Origin of the sequence: Roseovarius sp. MMSF_3350 (assembly GCF_030733425.1) — a bacterium.
Lineage (GTDB): Bacteria > Pseudomonadota > Alphaproteobacteria > Rhodobacterales > Rhodobacteraceae > Roseovarius.
Genome location: NZ_JASHIZ010000011.1, coordinates 69,929 through 93,349, shown reverse-complemented (window position 1 = coordinate 93,349; position 23,421 = coordinate 69,929). Strand labels below are relative to the sequence as shown.

Genomic DNA, 23,421 nt, shown 5'->3' with positions numbered 1-23,421 from the left:
ATGCCATGAGTAACGCTTTCTTCGCCAATTTCGATCTCGCCAGCCTTTCGATCTGGCTCTTCTGGATCTTCTTCGCCGGGCTGATCATCTACATCCAGCGCGAGAACATGCGCGAAGGCTACCCTCTGGAAGATGACGACGGCAACGTCTCCGCCAACCAGGGCTTGTTTCCCGTCCCCGGCGACAAGACCTTCGTCCTGCCCCACGGCCGGGGCGAACTGACCGTCCCGTCGGGCCAGCGCAGCGACCGCCCGAACATCGCCCTGCAAAAGACCGCCGCAGGCAACGGCTTTCCGTTCGAACCCACTGGCGATCCGCTCGCCGATGGCGTCGGGCCGGCGTCGTGGGCCAACCGCGAGGACGTGCCGGAACTCGACGGCCACGGTCACCCCAAGATCGTGCCGATGGGCGCGAACGAGCACTTTCACGTGGCTGCGGGCCGTGACCCGCGCGGCCTTCCCGTGGTGGCCGGCGACGGCGAGGTCGTGGGCATGATCACCGACCTCTGGGTCGACGAGCCCGAACAGCTTGTCCGCTACCTCGAGATCGAACTCGATGGCGATCACGGCGCGGGCAAGCGGCTGGTGCCGATGACCCTCACACGGATCAAGAGCAACCACGTCAAGGTGCTCAAGCTCTACGGCAAGCACTTCGCCGGCGTACCGAAACACGCCTCACCGAACCAGGTGACCAAGCTCGAGGAAGACAAGATCTCGGCCTATTACGGCGGCGGCACGATCTACGCCGACGACGCCCGCCTCAACCCCAAGCTGGGCTGAGCGGACAGGCGGACGAAGGAGATGACGATGCCCCATGACGATTTCCAAGTGGAACCGGTCCCCGGCCTGCCAGAGCGCCCGCCCGAGGGTGAACATATCCTGTGGCAGGGCCGGCCCAACTGGTGGGCGCTGACGGTGCAATCGCTCAACCTCTACTGGGTGGTGGGCTATTTCGTTATTCTTTTCGCCTGGCGCTTCGTCACACTCTTCGACCAGGTGGGCATGGCTCACGCGTTTCGGGTGTCCTTTCCGTTCCTGGTCATCGGTGCGGTGGCGGCGGCGCTGCTTCTGGCGATCGGAGCGGTGCAGGCCCGCGCCACCATCTACACCATCACCAACCGGCGCGTGGCGATGCGCGTCGGCGCGGCGCTGACCGTCACGCTCAACCTGCCTTTCAGCCGCATCGCCAGCGCCGACCTCGCGCTGCGCCGGTCTGGCAACGGCACCATCGCGCTCGACCTGATGGACCCGCCGCCGCTCAGCTTTCTCACCTGCTGGCCCCACGTGCGGCCCTGGCACGTACGCAGGCCGCAGCCGGCCTTGCGCGCAATCGACGATGCGGCCCGCATCGCCCGCCTCTTCGCCGAGGCCGCCGAGGCGCAGCTCGACACGCCGAAACTCGCCCGCAGACCGGCCGCAACCGACACCGGCGCCAACGATATCGCGCCCGGCGCCGTACCGGCGGAATGAAAAGGACCTGACACCGCATGGCCCAGACCGATCACATCCACGCCCACCCCCAGGACGGCCACGACAAGGAGCTTGTCCCGCGCGTGCTGGTCTTCGCGGTCTGCGCCTTCGTGCTGATCGTTCTGGCGCTGGTCACGTGGTCGCGCCTGTCGGGCCAGCCGGTCACCTACACGCCGCCCACCGGCGCGATCACCCACGAACGCACGTTCAACTTGTCCGGCGACATGTCCGGCAGAGCCACCGTCACCGCACTGGACGGCACGCTCATCGCCGAGCTGAACCCGAAAGAGGGCGGGTTCATCTCGGGCGTCTGGCGCGTGATCCAGCGCGAGCGCACCAAACACCGCGTAGCCCTGACAGGCCCGCTGACACTCGTCCGGTACGACAACGGACGCATCGCGATCCACGACCCGTCCACGGGCTGGAATGCCGACCTCATGGGGTTCGGCATCGACAACGCCAAGGCCTTTGCAAGGCTCCTGGCACAATAGCAAAAGGAGACGCCAAAATGGGATGGCTGACCAAAGACATAGAAAGGGCGCCCTGCACGGTCGAAGTATCGCATTGCTTTGACTCCCTGCACGCGCATGTGCGGTTCAACAACGGGGCCGTGATCCACCCCGGCGACGAGGTGAAGGTCCACGGACCCGAGATCATGGCGCCCTTCGGCGAAGTGGTCAGCGAGGAGCGCGAGGCCACCATCCTTCGCGCCAGCAAGCTGGAACAGCTGTGGACCCGCCTCACGGGTGATTTCGAGGTGATGGAGCTGTGCGAGTTTTCCTTCTCCGAGGAGGTCACGCTATGAACATGCAAACCACGAAGCACACCGCCGACGCCACCACCGTTGAAGAGGGGCTCGCGATCGCCGAAGCGCAGGATCGCCAGTACAACGATGAAATGGCGACCGAAACGGCCATGTCCAACACGCTGCTCACGCCGCGTTTCTACACCACGGATTTCGACGAGCTTGACGCCATCGACGTCAGCCCCGTGCGCGCCGACTGGGACAAGCTGATCGACCAGATGGAAGCCGACCCCAACAAGGGCCATTTCAAGAAGAACGAGGACTGGGACCACGTCGACTGGGAGGGGATGGACCCTGCCCTGAAGAAGGAATTCATCGACTTCCTGATCTCAAGCTGCACCGCCGAATTCTCGGGCTGCGTGCTCTACAAGGAAATGAAGCGCCGCGGCAACAACCGCGACATCACCCAGCTTTTCCAGCTGATGGCCCGCGACGAGGCCCGGCACGCCGGCTTCATCAACGACGCATTGCGCGAGGCCGGTCTGCGCGTGAACCTCGGCTTCCTGACGCAGAAGAAGAAATACACCTACTTCCGGCCCAAGTTCATCTACTACGCCACGTACCTGTCGGAAAAGATCGGCTACGCACGCTACATCACCATCTACCGCCACCTCGAGGCCAACCCCGAGCATCGCTTCCACCCGATCTTCAAGTGGTTCCGCGAATGGTGCAATGACGAGTTCAGCCATGGCGAGGCCTTCGCCCTGCTGATGAAGACCGACCCCCGGCTGACCTCCGGCAGAAACGTCTACTGGATCAAGTTCTTCCTGACAGCCGTTTACGCCACGATGTACGTGCGCGACCACCAGCGCCCGGCCTTCCACAAGGCCCTCGGCGTCGACCCCGACTGGTACGCGCACGAGGTCTTCACCAAGACGTCGGAACTGTCCAAGCAGATCTTTCCGATCACGCTGGATATCGAAAGCCCGAAATGGCAGCCACTGCTCGAGAAACTGCAAAAGGCCAATGTCGATCTCGACACCGCGCGTAAAGAGGGCGGACCGATGGGCTTCGTCAAGCGTCTGTCGGCGCAGGCCCGCGCGGGGACTGCCTTCGTGCGGCTGATGCTGATCCCGGCGAAGTCGCACAAGGTGCCGAAAAACGTGCGGCTGGAGCCGGCCTACTGATGCGCAGGTTTCGACATATCCACCAACCCGCCCCGGACTTGATCCGGGGCCTCTCGGCGACAGAGGTCCCGGGTCAGGCCCGGGACGGTGAGGCCCGATGCTGACCTCGCCCTGGATCGCGGCCCTCGCGGCCCTTTTCCTCTGGTGGTTCTCCACCGGGGCGATCCTCATGGTGGTGCGCCACGCCGACCGGGCGGGCGGCCGGGCGCGCATGTTCTGCCTATTGTCCTCGCTGCCGATCCTGGGGCTGGGGCTCTGGGGCTTCGCGGCCACCTTGCCTCAGACCTCTCTGCTTGCCGCCTACGGGGCGTTCCTCGCCGCACTGGCGGTCTGGGGCTGGGTGGAACTCACGTTCCTGACCGGCATGATCACCGGCCCCAACCTGCGCAACTGCCCCGACGGCCTGCCGGAATGGGAACGTTTCATCCGGGCCTGGGGCACCGTGGCCTATCACGAAACCCTGCTGACGATGATCTTCCTCGCGATGTGGATATTTGCCACCGGCGCGGCGAACACCGTCGGCCTCTGGACCTTCACGATCCTCTATTTCGCGCGCATCTCGGCCAAGCTGAACCTCTATTTCGGCGTGCCACGGATCAATACCGAGTTCTTGCCCAAGGCGCTTGGCCACCTCGCCAGCCATTTCCGCATCCAGCGACTGAACTGGGTCTTCCCGTTTTCCATTTCGGCCCTGACCTTTGCCGTCGCCTGCTGGCTCGAGCGGCTTTACGCCGCGCAGACCGGCGCCGAAATCGTGGGCTTCGCCTTGCTGGCCGCCCTCGCTGGCCTCGCTCTTCTCGAACATTGGCTGATGGTGCTGCCATTGCCCGATGCCAAGCTCTGGCGCTGGATGCTACCCGCGCCCAAGACCCAAAACGACAAAGCAAAAAGACCGGAGGAATCCCATGGATTTTGATGCCATGTTCAACGCGCAGCTCGGCGCACTCAAGAAAGAGGGCAACTACCGCATCTTCGCCGAACTTGAACGCCGCTGCGGCGATTTCCCCCGGGCGCGCAGCCATGACGCCGACACCCCCGACGAGGTCACCGTCTGGTGCTCGAACGACTATCTGGGGATGGGCCAGAACGACCACATCCGCCAGGTGATGAAGGACGCCATCGACCAGTGTGGCACCGGCGCGGGCGGCACCCGCAATATCTCGGGCACAAACAAGTATCACGTTGCGCTTGAACACGAACTGGCCGACCTGCACGGCAAGGAAAGCGCCCTGCTCTTCACCTCCGGCTACGTGTCCAACTGGGCCGCGCTCGGCACGCTGGGCGCCCGCCTGCCGGATGCCGTGATCCTCTCGGACGAGCTGAACCACGCCTCGATGATCGAAGGCATCCGCCACTCACGCGCGCAGAAACGCATCTGGAAGCACAACGACCCCGAAGACCTCGACCGCCAGTTGGCCAAGCTGCCCGCCAACGCGCCCAAGATCGTGGCTTTTGAATCAGTCTACTCCATGGACGGCGACATCTGTCCAATGAAGGAGATCGTCGAGGTGGCCGAGAAGCATGGCGCCATGACCTATCTCGACGAGGTCCATGCCGTGGGCCTCTACGGCCCGCGCGGCGGGGGCGTCAGCGAACGCGAGGGACTGGCGGACCGCATCACCCTGATCGAGGGCACTCTGGGCAAGGCATATGGCTGCATGGGCGGCTACATCACCGGCTCGGCTGCGATGTGCGACTTTGTCCGCAGCTTTTCCTCGGGCTTCATCTTCACCACCGCCCTGCCGCCTGCGGTGGCCGCCGCCGCGCAGGCCTCGGTGGCCTATCTCAAGCAGAGCCGGGCCGAACGCACCGCCCAGCGCGACCGCGTCACCTATCTGCGTGCCCAGCTCAACAGGCGCGGCATCCCGCACATGGACAATCCCAGCCACATCATCCCCGTGATGATCAAGGACCCGGTCAAGTGCCGGATGCTGTCTGACATCCTGATGCAGGACTGGGGCATCTACGTGCAACCGATCAACTATCCCACCGTGCCCAAGGGCACCGAACGGCTGCGCTTCACCCCCGGCCCGCTGCACAGCTACGAGGATATCGACCACCTGGTCGAGGCGCTCGGCGTGCTTTGGAAGCAATGCGCCATCGCCCATGCCGTGGCCTGATTCATGAAACGACGCGCCAACATGCAACACAGGGCCGTTCGATGCGGTCGTTTCTCGATCCATGGCCTCTTGACGCCACCCGATCCACGCTATCTCGACACTTCAGCCAAACGTTTGGAGGATATCATGAAGATCCACGTTACAGCCATCGCTCTTGCCAGCCTCGCCGCACCTGCCTTCTCGCAAGACGGTGACGCCGAAGCCGGCGAAAAAGCCTTTCGCCAGTGCAAGGCCTGCCACGTTGTCGTTGACGACTCGGGCGAGGCCATCGTCAAGGGCGGCCAGGTCGGCCCCAACCTGTATGGGCTTGCCGGCCGCACCGCAGGCTCCGTCGAGGACTTCAACTATTCTGACCTTCTGGTCGCCGCCGGCGAAGCCGGGCTGGAGTGGGATCAGGAAAGCTTTACAGGCTACGTCCAGGACCCGACACCATGGCTCCAGGAATACACCGGCGAAGATGGTCGCGGCAAGATGACCTATCAGTTGCGCAAGGAAGAGGATGCCGCGGATATCTGGGCCTTTCTCGCCTCGGTCGGCCCCGAAAACTGATCAATAATCCCGCGTTTCGAAAGGCCGCCCATAGGGGCGGCCTTTTTTGTGCCGTGGCCTACGCGACGTGCTAGGATAGGCTCGCAACAGGGAGATGCGCCATGATCGCAGGGGCACACGCAATTCTGTGGCTGCGCGAGGACGGCTCGGGCAATGACGCCTGCCGCTTTGCCGATGCCGAGGGGGGCTACCTGATCGACGGCTCGTCGACCGACGCGGAAGGAGGCGTGCTGCGATACCGCATCCGCGCGCGCGAAGACGGCACCACACGCCGCGTCCGCATCGGCAGAAAATCCCGCCTCGAACTGCGCCGCAAGAAAGACGGCAGCTGGACGCACAACGACACGCCCGTGCCCGATGTGCAAGGGGCGACGGACATCATGCTCGATTTCACGCCGGCGACCTTCACGCCGCCGATCCGCCGCCTTGCGCTCAGGCCTGGTGACCAGTCCGAAATCATGGCGGCAAGATTGGACGTCTCCACCGAAAAGCTCAGCCCGCTCCATCTGGTATTCCTCCGCCTCTCGGACGACGCCTACGAGATCGAAACAGCCGAAACGGGCGCAACCACCCGGGTTTCTGTCGACGATCAGGGTATAGTTCGATCGCAACCGGGCCGCTGGACCGCGCAAGCCTGAGACGATCTATCCCGCGATCTGAACAGACAGCATCCAGATCCCCATGCCCAGCATCACCAGGTTCTCGGTCAGCGAGATAACACCCAGAGGCACGTTCGATCCACCGCCGACGCAGGCGCAGGTCAGTTCCCGCTTGTCAATATAGACAGCCTTGAACACGCTCCACCCGCCGACGGCCCCGATGAAGATCGCCACAGGCGCCACCAACCATATCAGGGCGCTGCCCGTACCGATCAGCGCCATCATCCCCACGCCGGCGTAAAGCTCGGCAAAAGGATACGCATAGCCATAAGGCACATAGCTCTGCGCCAGCAGGTCATAACCCAGAAAGCCGTTCACGAAACCTTCGACATCCTGCAACTTCTGGATTGCCAGGGCGACCATCGATCCTGCAAAGAACCATTTCAGCCAGGTCAGCACCGGAAAGCCGTCATAAAGGTTCAGCACGATCGCCAATGCCATCAGCGCCGTGCTGGCAAAAATCGCGATGACGGGGATGTATGTCGTCTCGCCTTCTTCCAGAACGCGATAGCCGAAATGCGCTTTCAGTTCGCTGTAACCGCCGATACGTTCGCCGTCGATGAACGTCTGCGGCGTTGTCTCGACCCCGTGCGCTGACATGAAGGCATCGGTCTCCTCGCGCGTCGTCAGGGGATTGTCGTCAATCTCGTACCCCCGCCGTTTCAGCATCGACAACGACTTCAGCCCATACGGGCACAAATGCCCCGGCATCACCATCCGGTAGAGCGACGCGGTCTTCTTGCCGCCCTCGCTCTTGGCGCGGGCCGTGTCGGGGCCGTCGATTGTGTCCGTTGCCGTCATCGTAAAAGCCCTTCGGGTGCTTCTTCTCCAATGAAAAGCGCTACCCCGCGATGCACGCGGTCGCCTTGCCACTCTCTGACTCAACGGAAAGACAGGCGGTCGGTTCCGACCGTCACCGCCGGACGCACGACGCGCCGATTTAAGAATACTGCGTCAGCCCACCGCGTTCAGCGACACGACCTCCGCCGCCTGGCCCACAGCGGCCCGCGCGGTTGCGGCGATATCTGCTGGTGTCAGGCCCGCTTCGGCATACATGTCCTCGGGGCTCGCCTGGTCGATATAGCGGTCCGGCAAATGCATTGTGCGCACCGCCAGTCCCCGGTCGAACGCGCCCTCCGCGGCCAGCGCCTGAAGCACCATCGCCCCGAAACCGGCCATTGCGCCCTCCTCCACCGTGATCAACGCCCTATGATGCCTGGCCAAATGGCGGATCAACTCCATGTCCAGCGGCTTGGCAAAGCGTGCATCGGCCAGCGTGACCGACAGGCCGTCAGCCTCCAACGCGGCGGCTGCAGCCTGGCACTCCGTCAAATGCGCGCCGTAGGACAGGATCGCCACGTCGTCGCCGTTCTGCAGCACGCGGCCCTTGCCGATCTCCAGCACCTCGCCGCGTGCGGGCAGATCAACCCCCGTGCCCGCCCCGCGCGGATAGCGAAAGGCAATCGGTCCTTCGTCATGCGCCGCCGCCGTCGCTACCATATGGGTCAGCTCCGCCTCGTCGGCTGCGGCCATGCAGACCATCCTGGGCAAAGCGCCAAGATACCCGACATCGAATGCACCTGCATGGGTCGGCCCATCGGCCCCCACCAGTCCCGCCCGGTCGATCGCGAACCTAACCGGCAGGCCTTGCAACGCCACGTCATGTACCACCTGGTCATAACCCCGTTGCAGGAAGGTCGAATAGATCGCGCAGAACGGCCGCAGCCCGCTTGCCGCCATCCCGGCGGCAAAGGTCACCGCGTGCTGTTCCGCGATACCCACGTCGAAAACGCGACTGGGAAACCGCTCGGCCATGATGTTCACGCCAGTGCCCGACGGCATCGCCGCCGTCACCGCAACGATGCTCGGATCGCGCGCCGCCTCCTCCGTCAGCGCCTTGCCGAAGACCGAGGTATAGGACGGCGCCCCGCCCGATTTCTTGGTCTGCACGCCGGTCTCGGGGTCGAATTTCGCCACCCCGTGCCCGCAATCCGCGCTGGTCTCTGCGGGCGCGTATCCCTTGCCCTTCACCGTGCAGACATGGATCAGCACCGGCCCAGTGGCCCGTGTCCGCGCCGCGCGCAGGACCGGCAGAAGTTGCCCCATGTCATGCCCGTTGAGCGGGCCCACATATTCGAACCCCAGTTCCTCGAACAGCGTCCCGGACTGGCTCACGCCCGTCACAAGCTGCCGCGCCCGCTTCGCACCTTCGCGCATCGGCGCTGGCAGCGCCGCCTCGAACCCCTCGGCAAGGCTTTTCACCCGCGCTAAAGGCTCGTTGGCGTAAAGCCCGCTCAGGTACGACGACATCGCCCCCACGGGCGGCGCGATGCTCATCTCGTTGTCATTCAGGATCACGAACATCCGCCGCCCCTCGGCGCCCGCGTTGTTCATCGCCTCATAGGCCATGCCCGCACTGATCGCCCCGTCCCCGATTACGGCAATCGCATCGCCCGTCGATCGCCCCATGTCGCGCCCCACCGCAAATCCCAGCGCCGCACTGATCGAGGTCGAGCTATGCGCTGCTCCGAACGGGTCGTACTCGCTCTCCTTGCGCTTGGTGAACCCGCTCAGACCATCCTTCTGCCGCAGCGTCCGGATACGATCCCGCCGGCCGGTCAAAATCTTGTGCGGATAGCATTGGTGCCCGACATCCCACACCAGCTTGTCCATCGGCGTGTTGAAGACCGAATGGATCGCCACCGCCAGTTCCACGACGCCCAGCGACGACCCCAAATGCCCGCCCGTCTGCGAGACGGCGGAAATGACTTCGGCGCGCAACTCATCGGCCAGCGCGGCCAGATCCTCATCGGGCATCTGCCGCAAGTCCTGCGGCCCCGCCACGCGGTCCAGTATCGGTGTGTGTGGTGTGGTCTGTTGCATCGCACCCCCCTCAAGGTGAGTTCCGGCGCGGCACGCAAACGGCTGCAAGCAGCGCAGTGTGACAGGCCGGGCGATGCGTGTCGCCCGGCCTTTCGTTTTATTGTCCGTAATCCGGCTTGCCCGAAGTCGTGGCCAGCTCCGGCCAGTCCTGAATGACGTTCGTCCCCTGAAGCGGCTTCTGATAGCCCTTATGGCATGTCCGGCACGCGGCCTTGGGCGCATCGCCGTACTTCGGACCCAGCCGGTGTTCCGGCAACAGCCCTTCCAGCGGGATCAGGTAGTCGTTGTTCAGTTCTTGCACCATCTGGATACCCAGCAACTCCGTGGCCCATTGCGGGGTCACCTGGGCCCCGTCATAGAACGCGCGGGAGTTGTGGCAGAAGACACAGTTCACACCCAACGAGTTGGAAATGTAGTTCATGAAGGCGTAGGTGCGTTCGGTATGCTGGATACCGGGGTAGCCGTCGACGCCCGGCACGCCTTCGACACGGCTCTCCAGGTCGTGCACCTTGATGGAATCGCCGTCGACCAGGTAGGTCTGCAACGCGTCCGACGGCAGCGAGGTATAGCTCGACAACGGCGTCACCCGGTTCTGTACCGCACCCCAGCCTTCGACCCGCTCGTTAACCGGGCTGATATTGAACCATACGTCGGTCGGAACCGGCTGACCGCGGTGGCAGGTGTAACAGGTCACGCCCACCTCCGCGTTTGCATTGACGTGCGCATCCCAGTTCTCGTTCAGGTTCTGGGTCATCGCAATCATGGTATACCCCACCGAGGTCTGGTAGCTGTCCATGTCCTCGAAGAGGTCGGGAATTCCCGTCCACTGCTGCATCGCCGCCAGAAGGCGGTCGTAGTTCTCGACCGTCAGCCCCTCCAGCCCCGGCGGCACGTTCTCACGCGCATCGCCGGCCAGTTCTTCTCCACCCTGTGGCACCACCGGGTCCGAGCGCATGGCCATGTAGCCCTCGATGCCCGGATCGCGCGCGGCAAGCTCCGACTTGAACTCAGGCACCGACATGCCGGTGCCTCGTGGTCCCGTCTGAAGGCTGTCGACCGCGCTCGACTTGTCGGCCGAGACCAGCCAGGCCGCCACCAGGACCGCCGCCCCCACGATGCCGACCGCAATGGCGGGGCCGTAGATGTTCGTGGGGTTGTCGGAGTTCCACTTGTTGAACCAGTTCGGTAGCATGGCTCAGTCCTCCTCGCCGATGAAGGCTTCGTAAGACCCGTAGGCCTCGTAGCCGTAAGAGCCATCGTAAGCCGGTGCAAAGTTGTGCTCCTGCGCCCAGATGAACCAGTTGTCCACAACCGTCCCGGTCAGCAGGATGCCGATCCCGCCGGTCACTGGCGTCAGCACCGCGAACCACCACGCCCAGCGGTGAATGCCTTCCATCGTGGCGTTGAAGCCCATGGTCCAGCGCCAGAAAAGCGCCGCGCGTTCCGTGGCCGTGCCCCGGTCGACGATCTGCTCCAGCTCCCGGTCGCCGCCATAGCGCGTGACCGCCAGGATGGTCGCGCCGTGCATCGCGAACAGCAGCGTCGAGCCGTAAAGGAACACGATGCTCAGACAGTGGAACGGGTTGTAGTAAAGGTTGCCGTACCGGATCGAGAACGCCGTGGTCCAGTCAAGGTGCGGGAAGATGCCGTAAGGCACCGCCTCGCTCCACGATCCCATCAGGATCGGGCGGAAGAGGTTCAGCACCAGCATCAGCCAGATCGCACTCGCGAAGGCCCAGAAGACGTGCTTGCCCATCTTGTGCTGCGCCGCCAGCAGGTAGCTGCGGATAAGCCATGTCATCACGCTGACCAGCAGAAGGAAACTGGCGATGATGAACCAGCCCCCGTCATTCAGCGGCGGGATCGACAGGCCATGTTCAGGCCCCGGCGGCTCCAGCGCCAGCCAAAAGCCCTGGCGCAGGAATTCCGGGATCGACCAGTCGACCTGCGCCAGCATGTTGAAGCCGACGATGTTGAGCGCCAGGATGAAGGTGACCGTGCTGACAAGCCCCGTCCAGCCCAGGTAGATCGGCCCGATCTGAGCATTACCCAACCAGCCCACCAGGTTGCTGAACCGCGGCCTGAACCCCCGCTCGTCCATCATGTGATTGTCGTTGTCCATGCCCCATTCGGGATTTCCCCGGACCTGGACCTGCGTGAATATGTTCTGATACTCGATCATCTCTTATACTCCCATCTGCGATGGCCAGATCGGCAGTTCGAGCCACCAGTCCCACCATTCGGGCCAGCCCTTGGTCCAGACCGGGCCGCTGATGATGATGCAAATCGCCGACCAGAAACCCGCGTTCAGCGCCAGCAGCAGGCCGAGGCGGTGGATGCCCAGCGTGCCGACCGAGTAGCCGATGAAATCACGGAAAAACGTGTCCTCGTGGTCCGGCGTCTTCATGACCTCGCCCTTTTCCGGGTTGGCCGCCGACAGGATCAGACCGCCATGCAGCGCGAGGGCCAGCGTGGTGGTGAAAAAGAACGTCACCGCCAGCATGTGCGCCGGGTTGTAATGGAAGTGCAGGTACGCGTAGCCGGTGTTGCTGACCCAATCGAGGTGGCTGAAGATCCCGTACGGGAACCCATGCCCCCAAGCGCCCATCAGCACGGGCCGGAACACCACCAGCGTGACATAGGCGAAGATCGCTACGCCGAAGGCGAAGGGCACATGATACCCGATCCCCAGCTTGCGGCAGATCTCGACCTCGCGCAGCGCCCAGCTGCAGAAGGCCCCGATCGCGCAGATCGTGATGATCTGCCACAGACCGCCCTCCATCAGCGGCGCCGCGCCCAGGCCGTAGGACAGGTCGGGCGGCGCGATGTTGATCAGCCATGGGTTCCACGTGCCCTGGTGGGCCGCCCCCCAGAAGATCAGGATGGTGCCAAGAAGCGCAAAGAACGCGCCCAGCACGCCGAAAAAGCCCACGTAGAACGGCCCGACCCAGAAGTCGAACAGGTCGCCTCCAATCAGTGTCCCCCCACGGACCCGGTATTTTCTCTCAAAGCTGAGCAACGCCATTGTTTCTCTCCGCGTTTCCGGCCGGCCAGCGATGCCCGGCCGTCACTCTTCGTTCGGTTTGTTGCGGGCGGGCCGACCCGCCCGCAACGATGTCTGACGATTGTCTTGGATCACTCGGACGCCGCAGCGCGGGACGCTGCTGCATTCTCGAACCAGTTGACGCCGTTCGACAGAACCACCAGGTGGATCATGACGGCCAAAAGGAACAGAAACACGCCTTGTGCTACGAACACGCGGCGCGGATCGAAAATGAGCCAGATCTTGTAGAACTTCGACATTTTCTTTCCTTCCTCAGAACCAAGGCGCCCAGATGTACGTCGCGATGTGCGCGATGACCGCAACCAGTGTGAAGAGCGTAAGGCCGCTCATGTACACCGAATGCAACTCCTGGGCTTGCTCGTCGGTAAGACCTGTAAAGGACAGGTCGGTGTTATCAGCCATGAACTTTCCTCCGGAACGTTATGCTGACGCCGCGAACCCCGCGGCCGGGTTTCCCTCGGGCCTTGCCGGCCTTCGGGGGTCTGCACGCCCAGTCGGGCGGATACAGCTCTGGTTTCGGTCGGGCAGGCATGCCTCAGACCGAGAAAATCAGCGGCGTGATCCGGTCCGCCTCGGACCAGGCGCGCGCCAGCGGGCCACGCACGTTCAACGTGTGGCGTTCCGCGATCTCGCGGACCCAGCGGAACGTCGTGAACGGCACCGCGCAAAAGAAGATCAGCGTGAAATAAACCCAGAACTCCGCGGTTCTGCGGCGTCCCGTGGTGCTGCGTCTCGGCGGGTTGGACGTCATGTCAGTCATGTGTGTTGTCCTCCTCTTGGACATTCGCCGCGGCGGATTGGGCCACGGGCGAAAGGGCTTGTACGGTTTCCAGCACGACCCGCTCGGCGCCCTCTCTCAGGGCGGCCTCCTCGGCGGCATCGCGCAGCGTCTTGGCGGCGGAAATGCGGGTCAGAACCGGATGGCTTTCCACGATCCGGTTCAGCTCGGCCTGCGCATCGGCATCCCACGGGAAATCCCGGCGCAACGGCGTCGGCGTTGCGGCCCCCGCATCCATCTCGGAGCCCAGCGGCAGGATGTGAAACAGCGCATCGAAGAGCCCGTTGCACACTTCCTGTATTAGATACGTCGCTCCGGCATATCCCATGAAGGGCGTGCCGGTGGCCCGTCGGATGGCCGCGCCCGGAAAACTCGCCGGGATAAAGGCCGGCTTCGGCCCATGCCCCGCACTCATCTCGGCCAGGTACATCTTTTCGTTGATCGATCCCATCAGGATCAGCGGGCGCTTGGAATGCACCAGCGACCGCACTTCCTCGTTGTTGGTCTTGGTGCCCGCACAGCGCGCCACCGCGAACCCGCAGGGCAGCCCCATGTCGTTTTCCAGGAAATTGCGGATGCCCCGCGCATAGGTCTCGTTCGCCACGATGCCAAAGCTGGCCGTGGCAAAGAAATCCTGCGTCACCGAGCGCCACAGGTCCCACACCGGCTTGATCGTCGAATGCTTCTCGCGCTCGATAAAGGGTTCCGCGTCCAGCTCCAGCAATTCGCCCAGCTTGCGCAGGAATTTCGTCGTACTGTCGATGCCGATCGGCGCTTGCAGGTACGGCTTGTCCAGCACTTCGCACAGGCCGCGCCCGAATTCGCGATACATGCAGATGTTCACATCGGCATTCACAAGGTCGCGCATCTCGGCCAGGTGCGCGCCCAGCGGCATCACCATGTTGACCTCGGCGCCGATTCCCTCGACCAGCCGCCGGATCTCGGCCAGATCACTGGGCATGTTGAACGTGCCGTACATCGGCCCAAGGATATTGACCCGCGGCTTGGCATCCTCCGCCCGCTTCTTCTCAGGCGGCATACGGCCCTTGGTCATCCCGAACTCGGTGAAGATCCAGGTCATCGCCCGGTCGGCGGCTTCCCACTGGTCCTCGTCGATGGTGCGCGGCAGGAACCGCTGGATATTGGTGCCCTGCGGCGTCACACCCCCGCCGATCATCTCGGCTATCGAACCGGTAACGACGACCGCCGGCAGCGCCGGATCGAGCGTACCCCAGGCCCGCTTCATCGCACCTTCCGTGCCTTCGCGGCCCAGCTCTTCCTCGCCCAGGCCGGTCACCACGATCGGCAACTCATGCGGCGGCAACGCGTCGGTGTAATGCAGCACGGACGTCACCGGCAGGTTCTCGCAGCCCACGGGGCCGTCGATCACCACCTGCAGGCCCTTGACGGCGCAGAAAGCGTAAACCGCCCCCCAGTATCCTCCCGCGCGATCATGATCCTGGATCAACACGACGCACCCTCCCGTAGGGCGGGGTTCCACCCCGCCATGGACGCCAGAATGCTCCACGGCGTGGGCGCACAACCCACCCCCGTCCCGGACTTGATCCAGGACCTCTGCGCCCGGAATGCTCCACGGCGCGGCGAAATATGTGCATACTTCGCCGTCATATCATCTCCTGCGCTTTCCTAGCCCTCTGCTGCTTTTCCAGCTTCTTGAGGTTCGTCGCCCGGAAATCCTCGCGCACGTTGGGCTGGCCTTCCCAGACCCCGGCGGTATCGCCGCTGCCCACGCCCTCGAAGAATTCGCGCATTCGGTCCATCCGCCCCTTGTTGGCGATGGCCGCATTGGCCACTTCCGCCAGGCTCCCGGCCCCGGCCGGCCCCATCAGGGGACGCGCGGAAATCAGGTTGGTAAAGTAAAGCCCCGGAACGCCCAGTTCCTTGGCCTTCTGCACCACCGGCGTCGTGCCGATGGCCAGGTCCGGCCGGATGGCTTCCATCGCCGCGCAATCGTCTTCCAGCGACGCGCGGTACTGAACCTTGGTGCCCTTGGACTCCAGCCAAGCGGCATCCTCCACCGACCACGGGCTCCTGGCACAGGCCGTCCCCACATAAGGCACATCCGCCCCGCTCTCGATCAGCAGGCGGGCCACCAACAATTCGCTGCCCTCGTACCCCGACAGCATGATCGTCCCATCGATCTGCCGGGCACCCAAGGCCGCCTCGATCGCCGGCAGGAACGCGTTCTGCGCCTGCCCCACCTTGTCGGCAGGCACGCCAAAGGCATCCCCGATGGCGCTCAGCCACGCCGCCGTCCCGTCCCGCCCCACGGGCGCAGACCCCACGACAGGCCGCCCGGCGGCCTCGAATTCCCGCACCGCGGCGGTATAGAACGGGTGGATCGCCGCCACCGCACCGCAATCCAGCGCGGCATAAAGCTCGCGCCACTCGCGGCACGGCACGACTGGCCCCGCCGCCAGCCCCATCGGTGCCAGCATCTGGCCGATCATCACCGGATCGGCCGGGAACATCTCGCCCAGCAAGCTCACCGTCGGCCTGTCGGAGAGACCTCCCTCGGGCGCGGCAACCGGCCCCGCCTCGATCTCTTGCCGAGCGTAGTTCAGCATTGCGCCGGCCAGCACATCCTTGGCCTCTGCATGGGTCGGAATGCCGAAGCCCGGCACGTCGATCCCCACGATCCGCACACCGTTGATTTCCTTCGGCAACAGCCGCAGCGGCACGCCGCTCGCCGTCGGCACGCACAGGTTCGTCACCACGACCGCATCGAACCGGTCCGGATCGGCCAGCTCATGCACTGAATCCCGGATGTCCTCGAAAAGCTTGCCGGTGACCAGCGTCTCGGAATTGAACGGCACATAGCCCACCGACCGCCGCGCGCCGTAGAAATGGCTCACGAAGGTCAGGCCGTAGACACAACAGGCCGAGCCGCTCAGCACGGTGGCCACACGTTTCATCCGAAGGCCCACACGCAAGCTGCCGAAAGCGGGACACATGCTTTGCGGCTTGTCGTGCGGACCCTGCGGATAGTCGCGCGCATATTGGTCCAGCAGATCGCTCTGCCCGGCCATGCGCGCGGCCTTGTCCATCTCGTTGCCGGAATGGCATCCCAGTCCCGGATCGCCCGTCAGCTCCGGCGCGTCCTCGCGCGCCTTGCCGCGGATGACCTCCGCCTTGCCGGCATCGTCATATGTGACTTCATCGCTCATAGAGCCCTTTCCGACCCGCCCCGGGCCGCGATATCCTTCAAAAGCCGGGCGATCTGCTCGGGCCGCGCCTCCGCGACCATCCGGCAGGCCCGGATCAACTGCTGTGTCTGGGTTGGCTCAGGCGTCGTCATAGACCACCTCCAGGCTTTCCTTCGGCGCGGCGTTCTTGCCGCGCATGTCCTCGTCCGTCGCAGGCTCCAGCGTGACGCTGCCGCCCGTCTCGGAGTCGTCGAACAACCCCAGCAACCCATCCTGGTCCAGCGGCGCGGGACGCACCGGCGGGGCCAGCGACACCGCCTCGGCCAGCCCGGCAAAAAGGCTCCCCCACTGGCTCTTGTCGGTGCCGACGATCTGGTAATTGGCCGATTTCTTGCGCAAATCGTCGTCCTGCGGGATCGCGGCCAGCACGGGAATGTTCACCGCCTTGGCAAAGGCCTGCGCCTCGCCCGAATGGTCGTCCTTGTTGACCACCAGCCCCGCGACGCCGACGTTGCCGCCCAGCTTGCGGAAATACTCCACCGCCGAGCACACGTTGTTGGCCACGTAAAGCGACTGCAGGTCGTTCGACGCCACGAGGATCACCTTCTGCGCCATGTCGCGGGCAATCGGCAGGCCGAAGCCGCCGCAGACCACGTCACCCAGGAAATCCAGCAGGACATAGTCGAAGTCCCAGTCATGGAAGCCGAGCTTCTCAAGCAGTTCGAACCCGTGGATGATCCCGCGACCGCCACAGCCGCGCCCCACTTCCGGGCCACCCAGCTCCATGGCAAAGACGCCGCCGCGCTTGAAACACACGTCGCCGATCTTCACCTGCTCGCCGGCCAGGTTCTTCTTGGTCGAGGTCTCGATGATCGTCGGGCACGCCTTGCCGCCGAACAACAGGCTGGTCGTGTCCGATTTCGGGTCGCACCCGATCAGCAGCACGCGCTTGCCCTGTTCGGCCATCATGTGGCTCAGGTTGGCCAGGGTGAACGACTTGCCGATCCCCCCCTTGCCATAGATCGCGATGATCTGCGTCTTGCTGGTGGGCTCGCCCTGTGGCACTTCCAGGCTCGGCTCTTCGCCGGCCTCGTCCCGCAGGCGTTTGTCGAAGTCCTTCAGGTTCGGGATGTCGCGCGTTTCCGCGCGCTTGTCGACATCGTCCTTCACGCGGCGTCCTTCCAATTGAGTATCATTTTCAAACAGCCGGCCTCCTCAAAGGCCGTCCGATAGGCGTCCTCGGCCCGCTCGGCCGGAGCGTTGTGAGTGATCAACCCACCCAGGCTCAGTGCACCGCTGTCCAGCAGCGCGCCCACGGCGGCGAGGTCCTCGCGCGCCCATTCCGCGGCGATGCGCAACCGCGCCTCGCGCATAAAGGCGGGCGGAAAGGCAAAGCTCAGGCCGCCGGGATAGAACCCCGCCAGCACGATCTCGCCGCCCTTGGTCAGCCGTCCGATCAGGTCGTTCAGAATGCTTGCATCGCCCGAGGCATCGTAAATCGCGCGGTAGTCGCGACGCTCGTCGGCTTCGGGTGCGATCACATCATAGCCCTCCGCGCCACCGCGCCGCGCCAAGTCGGCTTCCCAGACCACAGGCGCCGGCGCTCCGGCGGCAATTGTCAGGCGCGCCAGAAGCCGGCCCAGCACACCGTGCCCGACAATCAGCTCCGGCACGCGCTTGTCCAATCCGGCCATCGCGTGCCGCGCGGTCGCGGCCAAGGCCAGCAATGCGCCTTCCGCTCTCAGCGTCGAATCGATTCGCGTAACCCTGTCGGCGGGTGTCACCAACCGGCTCGCCGCGCCGCCGAACAGGCCAAACGCACCGTCAAAGCAATCCGCCCCCGGCACGAACACCGTCTCGCCAGTCTTGAAGCCGCTGTCCGGCCCGGCCTCGACCACTTCACCCGCGGCCTCATATCCCGGCACCAGCGGATAACCCGACCCCGGGAAGGGAGGCATCTCACCGGTCCAGAACAGTTTTTCCGTGCCGGTCGAGATCCCGGAATGGGCAATGTCCACCACGATATCCGCAGGGCCCGGCTGCTTGAGCTGCAGTGTGTCCAGGTGCAGGTCTTTCGGACCATTCAGGAATACGGCGCGCGTCTCCAACTGTCTGAACTCCCCCGGCTATTGTGTGAGTCGCGCCGACGCAGGGCGCGATCCGGTTACATGTCAGTCTATTACGACAGCACTTTGTGTCAACTAAACTTTACACTTTACAGCGAATCGGCTCCTTAACACCGCCATGCGCCGGTCAGCCGGGCTTGCGGCAGGCCAGCGCGGTGGTGATAAAGGGGCGGATCGGCTTCGGCATGACCACATCCTCGAAACCCGCCGCGCGACACATCTCGGCGATCCGCGCCTGCGACCGCACGCGCCCGGTGCCCATCGCCATGGTATAGAAAGCGAAATAGACGTCGCCCGCCCGCTCGGGCGCATCGCCACCCGACATCGGCTCCGACACGATCAGCCGCCCGCCCGGCGGCAAAGCGGCAAATGCCTTGCGCAAGAGGTCCTCGACCGTTTCGTCCGCATGATCGTAAAGCACACGGATCAGGCAGATCGTGTCCGCCCCGTCGGGCAAGGAACCATCGCGGAAACTGCCGCTATACAGCGTGATACGGTCCTTGATCCCAAGCGCGGCCAACCGGCTTTCGGCCTGCGGCATCACCTCGGGCAAATCGAACAGGATTCCCCGCGCCGCCTTGTTCCGCCGCAGCACTTCGAACAGGAACACGCCCGATCCGCCCCCCACGTCCATCACCCTTTGTTTGCCCTTCAGGGGCAGCATTTTCAGCGTGTCACGGGCGACCAGCACCTGGCTTTCCGCCATCAATGTCGAGTACCTGTCCGCCGCCTCCGGCGCGACCTCGCCCTTGCTGCCGAACACGTAAGGCCAGAACCGCGCCAGGCGCGTCTCACTTTCGCCGCGCAACAGCGCCATCGGATCGGCCATGTCGGCATAGAATTCGGAATTGTGCCGGATCATATTCTCCAACCCCGGCACACCCAGGATAGCAGCCCCCTTCCGGGCCAGCGCATAGGCTCCATCACGACGCCGCTTCAACAGCCCCAGCGCCGCGCCCGCGCGTAGCAACTGAGCCATCCGATCAGCGGGCACGTCATGCCGAAAGCCCAGCGCCTCGGCACTGCGCGGTCCGTCCAGCAACGCACGCAGAATCCCGGTCTCGACCAGCGCGCCCAGCACCTGGGCGGCCACGAACCCCTGCAAAAGATCGAAAATATCCGCGCCGTCGCGGCGCGCCATACTCCTGCCGAAGGGCAAGGCGCTGGCGAAATACTGAAATCCCGGCTTTGCGATCTGCCGGTTGATCCATCCCGTCAGTCCGGCGCGGCGCGGCACCCGAGGCTCCTGCACCGCCACGGCGCGTTACGCCCGATAACGTGCGGGCAGCTTCGGCATGATCGCCTGCGCCTGCAAGCGTACCATCTCGGCCAGCGCCGCCTCGCCCGGGCAGGACGGGATCGAGGCGATCGCCCCCGCCAGGATATCCTTCAGCCGCGCCACCGCGCCTTCGACGCCGTATTCCGCCACCGCGTTGGGCCGTCCGTGCAGGTCGTCCTGACCCACCGGCTTGCCCAATGTCTTTTCGTCCAGCACGGCATCGCGCAGATCATCCGCCACCTGGAACGCCTCGCCGATCAACGCCCCGAGGTCGCCCCAGGGTTCCGCATCATGCCCCGCCGAAATCGCGCCCATTTCCGTGGCCGCGATGAACAGCGCCGCCGTCTTCGAGCGGTGATAGGCCACAAGGTCCACCTCCCGCTCGCTTTCCCAGCCCTGCCCCGCGCAAATCCCGCTTGGCATCCCCGTGCGCCTCGCCAGCGCCTGCATCAGCCGGGCCGCGCGCAACGGGTCGGTCTCTGCGACCCGTGCCAGAACATCGAACGCCAGGATAATCAGGCTGTCCCCCGTCAGCACCGCCAGGGGCTGCGAATAGGCCTTGTGCACAGACGGCTTGCCGCGCCGCAGATCGGCATCGTCGAAACAGGGCAGGTCGTCATGTACGAGGCTGGCGCAATGGATCACCTCCAGCGCTGCCGCTGCGGCATCGCTCACGTCAGGCCGATCGTCGCCGCAGGCCATCGCCACCGAGATGAGTATCGTCGGCCGTATGCGCGCACCGCCTGGCAGGCAGGCGTATCCCAAAGCCTCGCTGAGTTGCGCCGGAGCCTGCCGTCCCTGCGTCAGGTCCAGTGCACGCAAGACGGCGGCTTCGATTCTCTGCGAAAGGGGCATGGGACGCTCCTGATCAGACAAATGTCACCATATGGAGACAATCATAGTGTAAATCATACTGGACACTTCGCCGTTTCGAGTCAACTATCCTGCCATGACATCGTCACGACATCCGGGCTCAGACGTGCCCCACGCCGTCATCATCGGCGCGGGGATTGGCGGGCTTGCCACCGCCGCGCGGCTTGCTGGCGCGGGGTTGCGCGTCACCATTCTGGAACGGCACAGCCATCCCGGCGGCAAGATGCGCACCCTGCCCACGCCCGCCGGCCCGGTCGATACCGGTCCCACCGTTCTCACCCTGCGCCCGGTCTTCGAGGATCTCTTCGCCGCGCTCGGCACCCGGCTGGCCGATCACGTCACCCTGCACCGTCAGCACCTCCTCGTCCGCCATTTCTGGCCCGACAGCAGCACCCTCGACCTCTTCGACGACCCGCAACGCAATATCGACGCAGTCACCGCCTTTGCCGGCGCCCGCGCGGGCCGACAGATGCGCCAATTCTCCGACCGCGCCCGCGCCCTTTTCGAAGGGTTCGACGCGCCCGTCATGCAATCCCCCGAACCGACCCTCGCGGCCCTCACCTCCCACGTGCTGCGCCACCCCCGCCTGATCCGCCAGATGGCCCCGAACAAGACTCTCGCGCAGTTGTTGGAGTCCAGTTTCGACGACCCGCGCCTGATCCAGCTATTCGGCCGCTACGCCACCTATGTCGGCGGCTCGCCCTACCACGTGCCCGCCCTTCTGGCTCTGATCTGGCAAGCCGAGGTTTCAGGCGTCTGGGTGGTCGAGGGAGGTATGCACCGGCTGGCGCAGGCATTGGCCGACGCCATCACGGCCCGCGGCGGCAAACTCCTCTTTGACACCCATGTCGACCGCATCTTCACCGAGAAGGGCCGCGCCATCGGTGTCACCCTTCAGGGCGGCACATACCTGCCGGCCGACGCGGTCGTCTTCAACGGTGACCCGCGAGCGCTCGCCACCGGTGCACTCGGCCCCGGCCTCGACCGCGTGGCGCCGCAAAGCGCCGAAATCCCCGGCAGCCTTTCTGCCGAAGTCTGGGCCTTCGCCGCCACGCCGACAGGACCCGAGCTTGCCCATCACAACGTCTTCTTCCGCGCCGACCCCAAGCCCGAGTTCGACGCGCTGATGCAAGGCCGCCACATCCCCGACCCCACGCTCTATGTCTGCGCCATGGATCGCGGCCTGCCTGTCGCCCCGCCCGCCCTCGAACGCTTCGAGGTCATCGCCAACGCACCCCCCCTGCACGTCCCCGCGGGCCCAGAGGAGTTCACCGCATGTCAGACCCGCACCTTCCAGACGCTGGCCCGCTTCGGCGTCGCCCTCGATCCCCTGCCGGGGCCGGGCGCGCTGACCACGCCCTCGGGCTTCGATCAACTGTTTCCCGAGAGCAAAGGATCCCTCTACGGGCAAAGCCCGCACGGCACGATGGCAACCTTTCAGCGCCCCACGGCCCGGACGCCGGTCAAGGGCCTCTACCTGGCGGGCGGCGGGGTGCATCCGGGGGCGGGGGTGCCGATGGCGGCCCTCTCCGGCAGGCATGCGGCCGAGGCGATACTGGCGGACCCAATTTCAACCTCGCCGTCCCGCCCAACGGCTACGCATGGTGGTATATCGACGGGCTGAAGGATGGCGGCGGCCGCGCCATTTCGATCATCGCCTTCATCGGCTCGGTCTTCTCTCCGTGGTACGCCTGGTCCGGCCGGCGCAATCCCGAAAATCATGTCTGCATCAACGTCGCCACCTACGGTCCCGGCGGGCGCTTCACCATGACCGACCGCGGCACCAGCGCGCTGCGCCAGACAACGGACAGCTTCACTGTCGGCCCCTCTTCGCTGCACTGGACAAACGGCCAGCTTGTCATCGACATAAACGAGATCGGAGCCCCGCCGCTGGTGTCCCGCGTTCGCGGCCGCGTCACCGTCACGCCCTCGGCCATGACGAATGTGGAACTGTCCCTCACACCCGACGGCGCCCATGTCTGGCGCCCCTTCGCCCCCACCGCACGGATCAGCGTCGATCTCGACGCGCCCGGCTGGCAATGGGACGGCCACGGCTATTTCGACGCCAATTTCGGCACGCGGGCTCTGGAGCAGGATTTCACCTACTGGACCTGGGCGCGGTTTCCCACCGGCATGGGCAGCACCTGTTTCTACGACGCCACCCGCCTCGACGGATCGGAACTGGGCCTCGGGATCCGCTTCGACGATCAAGGCAAGTCAAAGATCATCACACCCCCGCCGAAAATGCGCATGAAGCGCACCGCCTGGGGTCTCTACCGCGAGGGCCGGGCGGACCCGGGCCACACCCCCACTCAAATTCAACCCATGCTCGACGCGCCCTTTTACGCCCGCGCCGCCGTGCGCAGCGTAATTGACGGGGAAGAAACCACGGGCGTGCACGAGGCGCTCGACCTCAAGCGGTTCCGCTCCCCGTTGCTGAAACCCATACTGGCCGTCCGCGTACCACGCCGCGCGCGCTGGACTTTCGCGGCCGACCGCTAAGCCGAAATCTTGAAAAGATT

General features: G+C 64.7%; 26 protein-coding genes. 11 read left to right on the top strand and 15 right to left on the bottom strand.

Features of this window, described 5'->3' with window-relative positions; all coding sequences use genetic code 11:
• Nucleotides 1–5 precede the first annotated feature (5 nt).
• From puhA to RBB31_RS12015, 9 genes are all read left to right on the top strand, one after another.
• Nucleotides 6–779, top strand: coding sequence for a photosynthetic reaction center subunit H (puhA, locus tag RBB31_RS12055; RefSeq protein ID WP_306129544.1), 774 nt, complete (start codon nucleotides 6–8; stop codon nucleotides 777–779).
• Between the two features lie 27 nt (nucleotides 780–806).
• Nucleotides 807–1,469 carry a photosynthetic complex putative assembly protein PuhB gene (puhB, locus tag RBB31_RS12050; RefSeq protein ID WP_306129543.1) on the top strand — a complete coding sequence of 221 codons (663 nt, stop codon included), beginning with the start codon at nucleotides 807–809 and terminating at the stop codon, nucleotides 1,467–1,469.
• Between the two features lie 17 nt (nucleotides 1,470–1,486).
• The gene (puhC, locus tag RBB31_RS12045) at nucleotides 1,487–1,960 is read left to right on the top strand and encodes a photosynthetic complex assembly protein PuhC (protein WP_306129542.1); all 474 of its coding nucleotides are present in this window, start codon (nucleotides 1,487–1,489) and stop codon (nucleotides 1,958–1,960) included.
• A 17-nt stretch (nucleotides 1,961–1,977) separates the two neighbouring features.
• Nucleotides 1,978–2,274 carry a hypothetical protein gene (locus tag RBB31_RS12040; RefSeq protein WP_306129541.1) on the top strand — a complete coding sequence of 99 codons (297 nt, stop codon included), beginning with the start codon at nucleotides 1,978–1,980 and terminating at the stop codon, nucleotides 2,272–2,274.
• Nucleotides 2,271–3,401 (top strand): magnesium-protoporphyrin IX monomethyl ester (oxidative) cyclase, encoded by a 1,131-nt coding sequence (acsF, locus tag RBB31_RS12035; protein ID WP_306129540.1) that lies wholly within the window; start codon nucleotides 2,271–2,273, stop codon nucleotides 3,399–3,401. Before RBB31_RS12040 ends, acsF begins: the two co-directional genes overlap by 4 nt.
• A 97-nt stretch (nucleotides 3,402–3,498) precedes the next feature.
• Entirely contained in the window at nucleotides 3,499–4,317 is an 819-nt protein-coding gene (gene puhE, locus RBB31_RS12030) for a putative photosynthetic complex assembly protein PuhE (RefSeq protein ID WP_306129539.1), read from the top strand.
• The gene (gene hemA, locus RBB31_RS12025) at nucleotides 4,307–5,521 is read left to right on the top strand and encodes a 5-aminolevulinate synthase (protein ID WP_306129538.1); all 1,215 of its coding nucleotides are present in this window, start codon (nucleotides 4,307–4,309) and stop codon (nucleotides 5,519–5,521) included. Before puhE ends, hemA begins: the two co-directional genes overlap by 11 nt.
• A gap of 126 nt (nucleotides 5,522–5,647) precedes the next feature.
• A complete protein-coding gene (locus tag RBB31_RS12020; protein WP_306129537.1) occupies nucleotides 5,648–6,070 on the top strand; it encodes a cytochrome c family protein in 423 nt (140 codons plus the stop codon).
• A gap of 101 nt (nucleotides 6,071–6,171) precedes the next feature.
• Nucleotides 6,172–6,708: a putative glycolipid-binding domain-containing protein gene (locus tag RBB31_RS12015; RefSeq protein WP_306129536.1), complete on the top strand. Its 537-nt coding sequence runs from the start codon at nucleotides 6,172–6,174 to the stop codon at nucleotides 6,706–6,708.
• A 6-nt stretch (nucleotides 6,709–6,714) separates the two neighbouring features.
• Here RBB31_RS12015 and RBB31_RS12010 read toward each other — a convergent pair whose 3' ends face one another.
• From RBB31_RS12010 to RBB31_RS11940, 15 genes are all read right to left on the bottom strand, one after another.
• A complete protein-coding gene (locus tag RBB31_RS12010) occupies nucleotides 6,715–7,446 on the bottom strand; it encodes a glutaredoxin (protein WP_306129592.1) in 732 nt (243 codons plus the stop codon).
• 237 nt (nucleotides 7,447–7,683) lie between these two features.
• Nucleotides 7,684–9,612 (bottom strand): 1-deoxy-D-xylulose-5-phosphate synthase, encoded by a 1,929-nt coding sequence (gene dxs / locus RBB31_RS12005; protein ID WP_306129535.1) that lies wholly within the window; start codon nucleotides 9,610–9,612, stop codon nucleotides 7,684–7,686.
• A gap of 97 nt (nucleotides 9,613–9,709) precedes the next feature.
• Entirely contained in the window at nucleotides 9,710–10,804 is a 1,095-nt protein-coding gene (gene pufC, locus RBB31_RS12000) for a photosynthetic reaction center cytochrome PufC (protein WP_306129534.1), read from the bottom strand.
• A 3-nt stretch (nucleotides 10,805–10,807) separates the two neighbouring features.
• The gene (gene pufM, locus RBB31_RS11995; RefSeq protein ID WP_306129533.1) at nucleotides 10,808–11,794 is read right to left on the bottom strand and encodes a photosynthetic reaction center subunit M; all 987 of its coding nucleotides are present in this window, start codon (nucleotides 11,792–11,794) and stop codon (nucleotides 10,808–10,810) included.
• 3 nt (nucleotides 11,795–11,797) lie between these two features.
• Nucleotides 11,798–12,637, bottom strand: a complete 840-nt coding sequence (gene pufL / locus RBB31_RS11990) for a photosynthetic reaction center subunit L (RefSeq protein WP_306129532.1) — start codon at nucleotides 12,635–12,637, stop codon at nucleotides 11,798–11,800.
• 110 nt (nucleotides 12,638–12,747) lie between these two features.
• Nucleotides 12,748–12,915: a light-harvesting antenna LH1, alpha subunit gene (gene pufA / locus RBB31_RS11985; protein ID WP_152493186.1), complete on the bottom strand. Its 168-nt coding sequence runs from the start codon at nucleotides 12,913–12,915 to the stop codon at nucleotides 12,748–12,750.
• A gap of 13 nt (nucleotides 12,916–12,928) precedes the next feature.
• Nucleotides 12,929–13,078: a light-harvesting antenna LH1, beta subunit gene (pufB, locus tag RBB31_RS11980; protein ID WP_057794645.1), complete on the bottom strand. Its 150-nt coding sequence runs from the start codon at nucleotides 13,076–13,078 to the stop codon at nucleotides 12,929–12,931.
• A 133-nt stretch (nucleotides 13,079–13,211) separates the two neighbouring features.
• A complete protein-coding gene (gene pufQ, locus RBB31_RS11975) occupies nucleotides 13,212–13,436 on the bottom strand; it encodes a cytochrome PufQ (protein WP_306129531.1) in 225 nt (74 codons plus the stop codon).
• A complete protein-coding gene (gene bchZ / locus RBB31_RS11970) occupies nucleotides 13,429–14,925 on the bottom strand; it encodes a chlorophyllide a reductase subunit Z (RefSeq protein WP_306129530.1) in 1,497 nt (498 codons plus the stop codon). Before bchZ ends, pufQ begins: the two co-directional genes overlap by 8 nt.
• Nucleotides 14,926–15,079: 154 nt before the next feature.
• A complete protein-coding gene (gene bchY / locus RBB31_RS11965; RefSeq protein ID WP_306129529.1) occupies nucleotides 15,080–16,642 on the bottom strand; it encodes a chlorophyllide a reductase subunit Y in 1,563 nt (520 codons plus the stop codon).
• Nucleotides 16,639–16,773 (bottom strand): hypothetical protein, encoded by a 135-nt coding sequence (locus RBB31_RS11960; RefSeq protein ID WP_306129528.1) that lies wholly within the window; start codon nucleotides 16,771–16,773, stop codon nucleotides 16,639–16,641. Before RBB31_RS11960 ends, bchY begins: the two co-directional genes overlap by 4 nt.
• Nucleotides 16,760–17,791 carry a chlorophyllide a reductase iron protein subunit X gene (locus RBB31_RS11955; protein ID WP_306129527.1) on the bottom strand — a complete coding sequence of 344 codons (1,032 nt, stop codon included), beginning with the start codon at nucleotides 17,789–17,791 and terminating at the stop codon, nucleotides 16,760–16,762. Before RBB31_RS11955 ends, RBB31_RS11960 begins: the two co-directional genes overlap by 14 nt.
• Entirely contained in the window at nucleotides 17,788–18,729 is a 942-nt protein-coding gene (bchC, locus tag RBB31_RS11950; protein ID WP_306129526.1) for a chlorophyll synthesis pathway protein BchC, read from the bottom strand. Before bchC ends, RBB31_RS11955 begins: the two co-directional genes overlap by 4 nt.
• A gap of 145 nt (nucleotides 18,730–18,874) precedes the next feature.
• Nucleotides 18,875–19,984, bottom strand: coding sequence for a methyltransferase (locus RBB31_RS11945; protein ID WP_306129525.1), 1,110 nt, complete (start codon nucleotides 19,982–19,984; stop codon nucleotides 18,875–18,877).
• A gap of 27 nt (nucleotides 19,985–20,011) precedes the next feature.
• Nucleotides 20,012–20,881 carry a polyprenyl synthetase family protein gene (locus RBB31_RS11940; RefSeq protein WP_306129524.1) on the bottom strand — a complete coding sequence of 290 codons (870 nt, stop codon included), beginning with the start codon at nucleotides 20,879–20,881 and terminating at the stop codon, nucleotides 20,012–20,014.
• 94 nt (nucleotides 20,882–20,975) lie between these two features.
• On the opposite strand from RBB31_RS11940, the gene crtD reads away from it, so the two are divergent.
• Nucleotides 20,976–22,523 (top strand): 1-hydroxycarotenoid 3,4-desaturase CrtD, encoded by a 1,548-nt coding sequence (crtD, locus tag RBB31_RS11935; protein ID WP_306129523.1) that lies wholly within the window; start codon nucleotides 20,976–20,978, stop codon nucleotides 22,521–22,523.
• Nucleotides 22,520–23,401 (top strand): carotenoid 1,2-hydratase, encoded by an 882-nt coding sequence (crtC, locus tag RBB31_RS11930; RefSeq protein WP_306129591.1) that lies wholly within the window; start codon nucleotides 22,520–22,522, stop codon nucleotides 23,399–23,401. Before crtD ends, crtC begins: the two co-directional genes overlap by 4 nt.
• The last annotated feature ends 20 nt before the right edge of the window (nucleotides 23,402–23,421 follow it).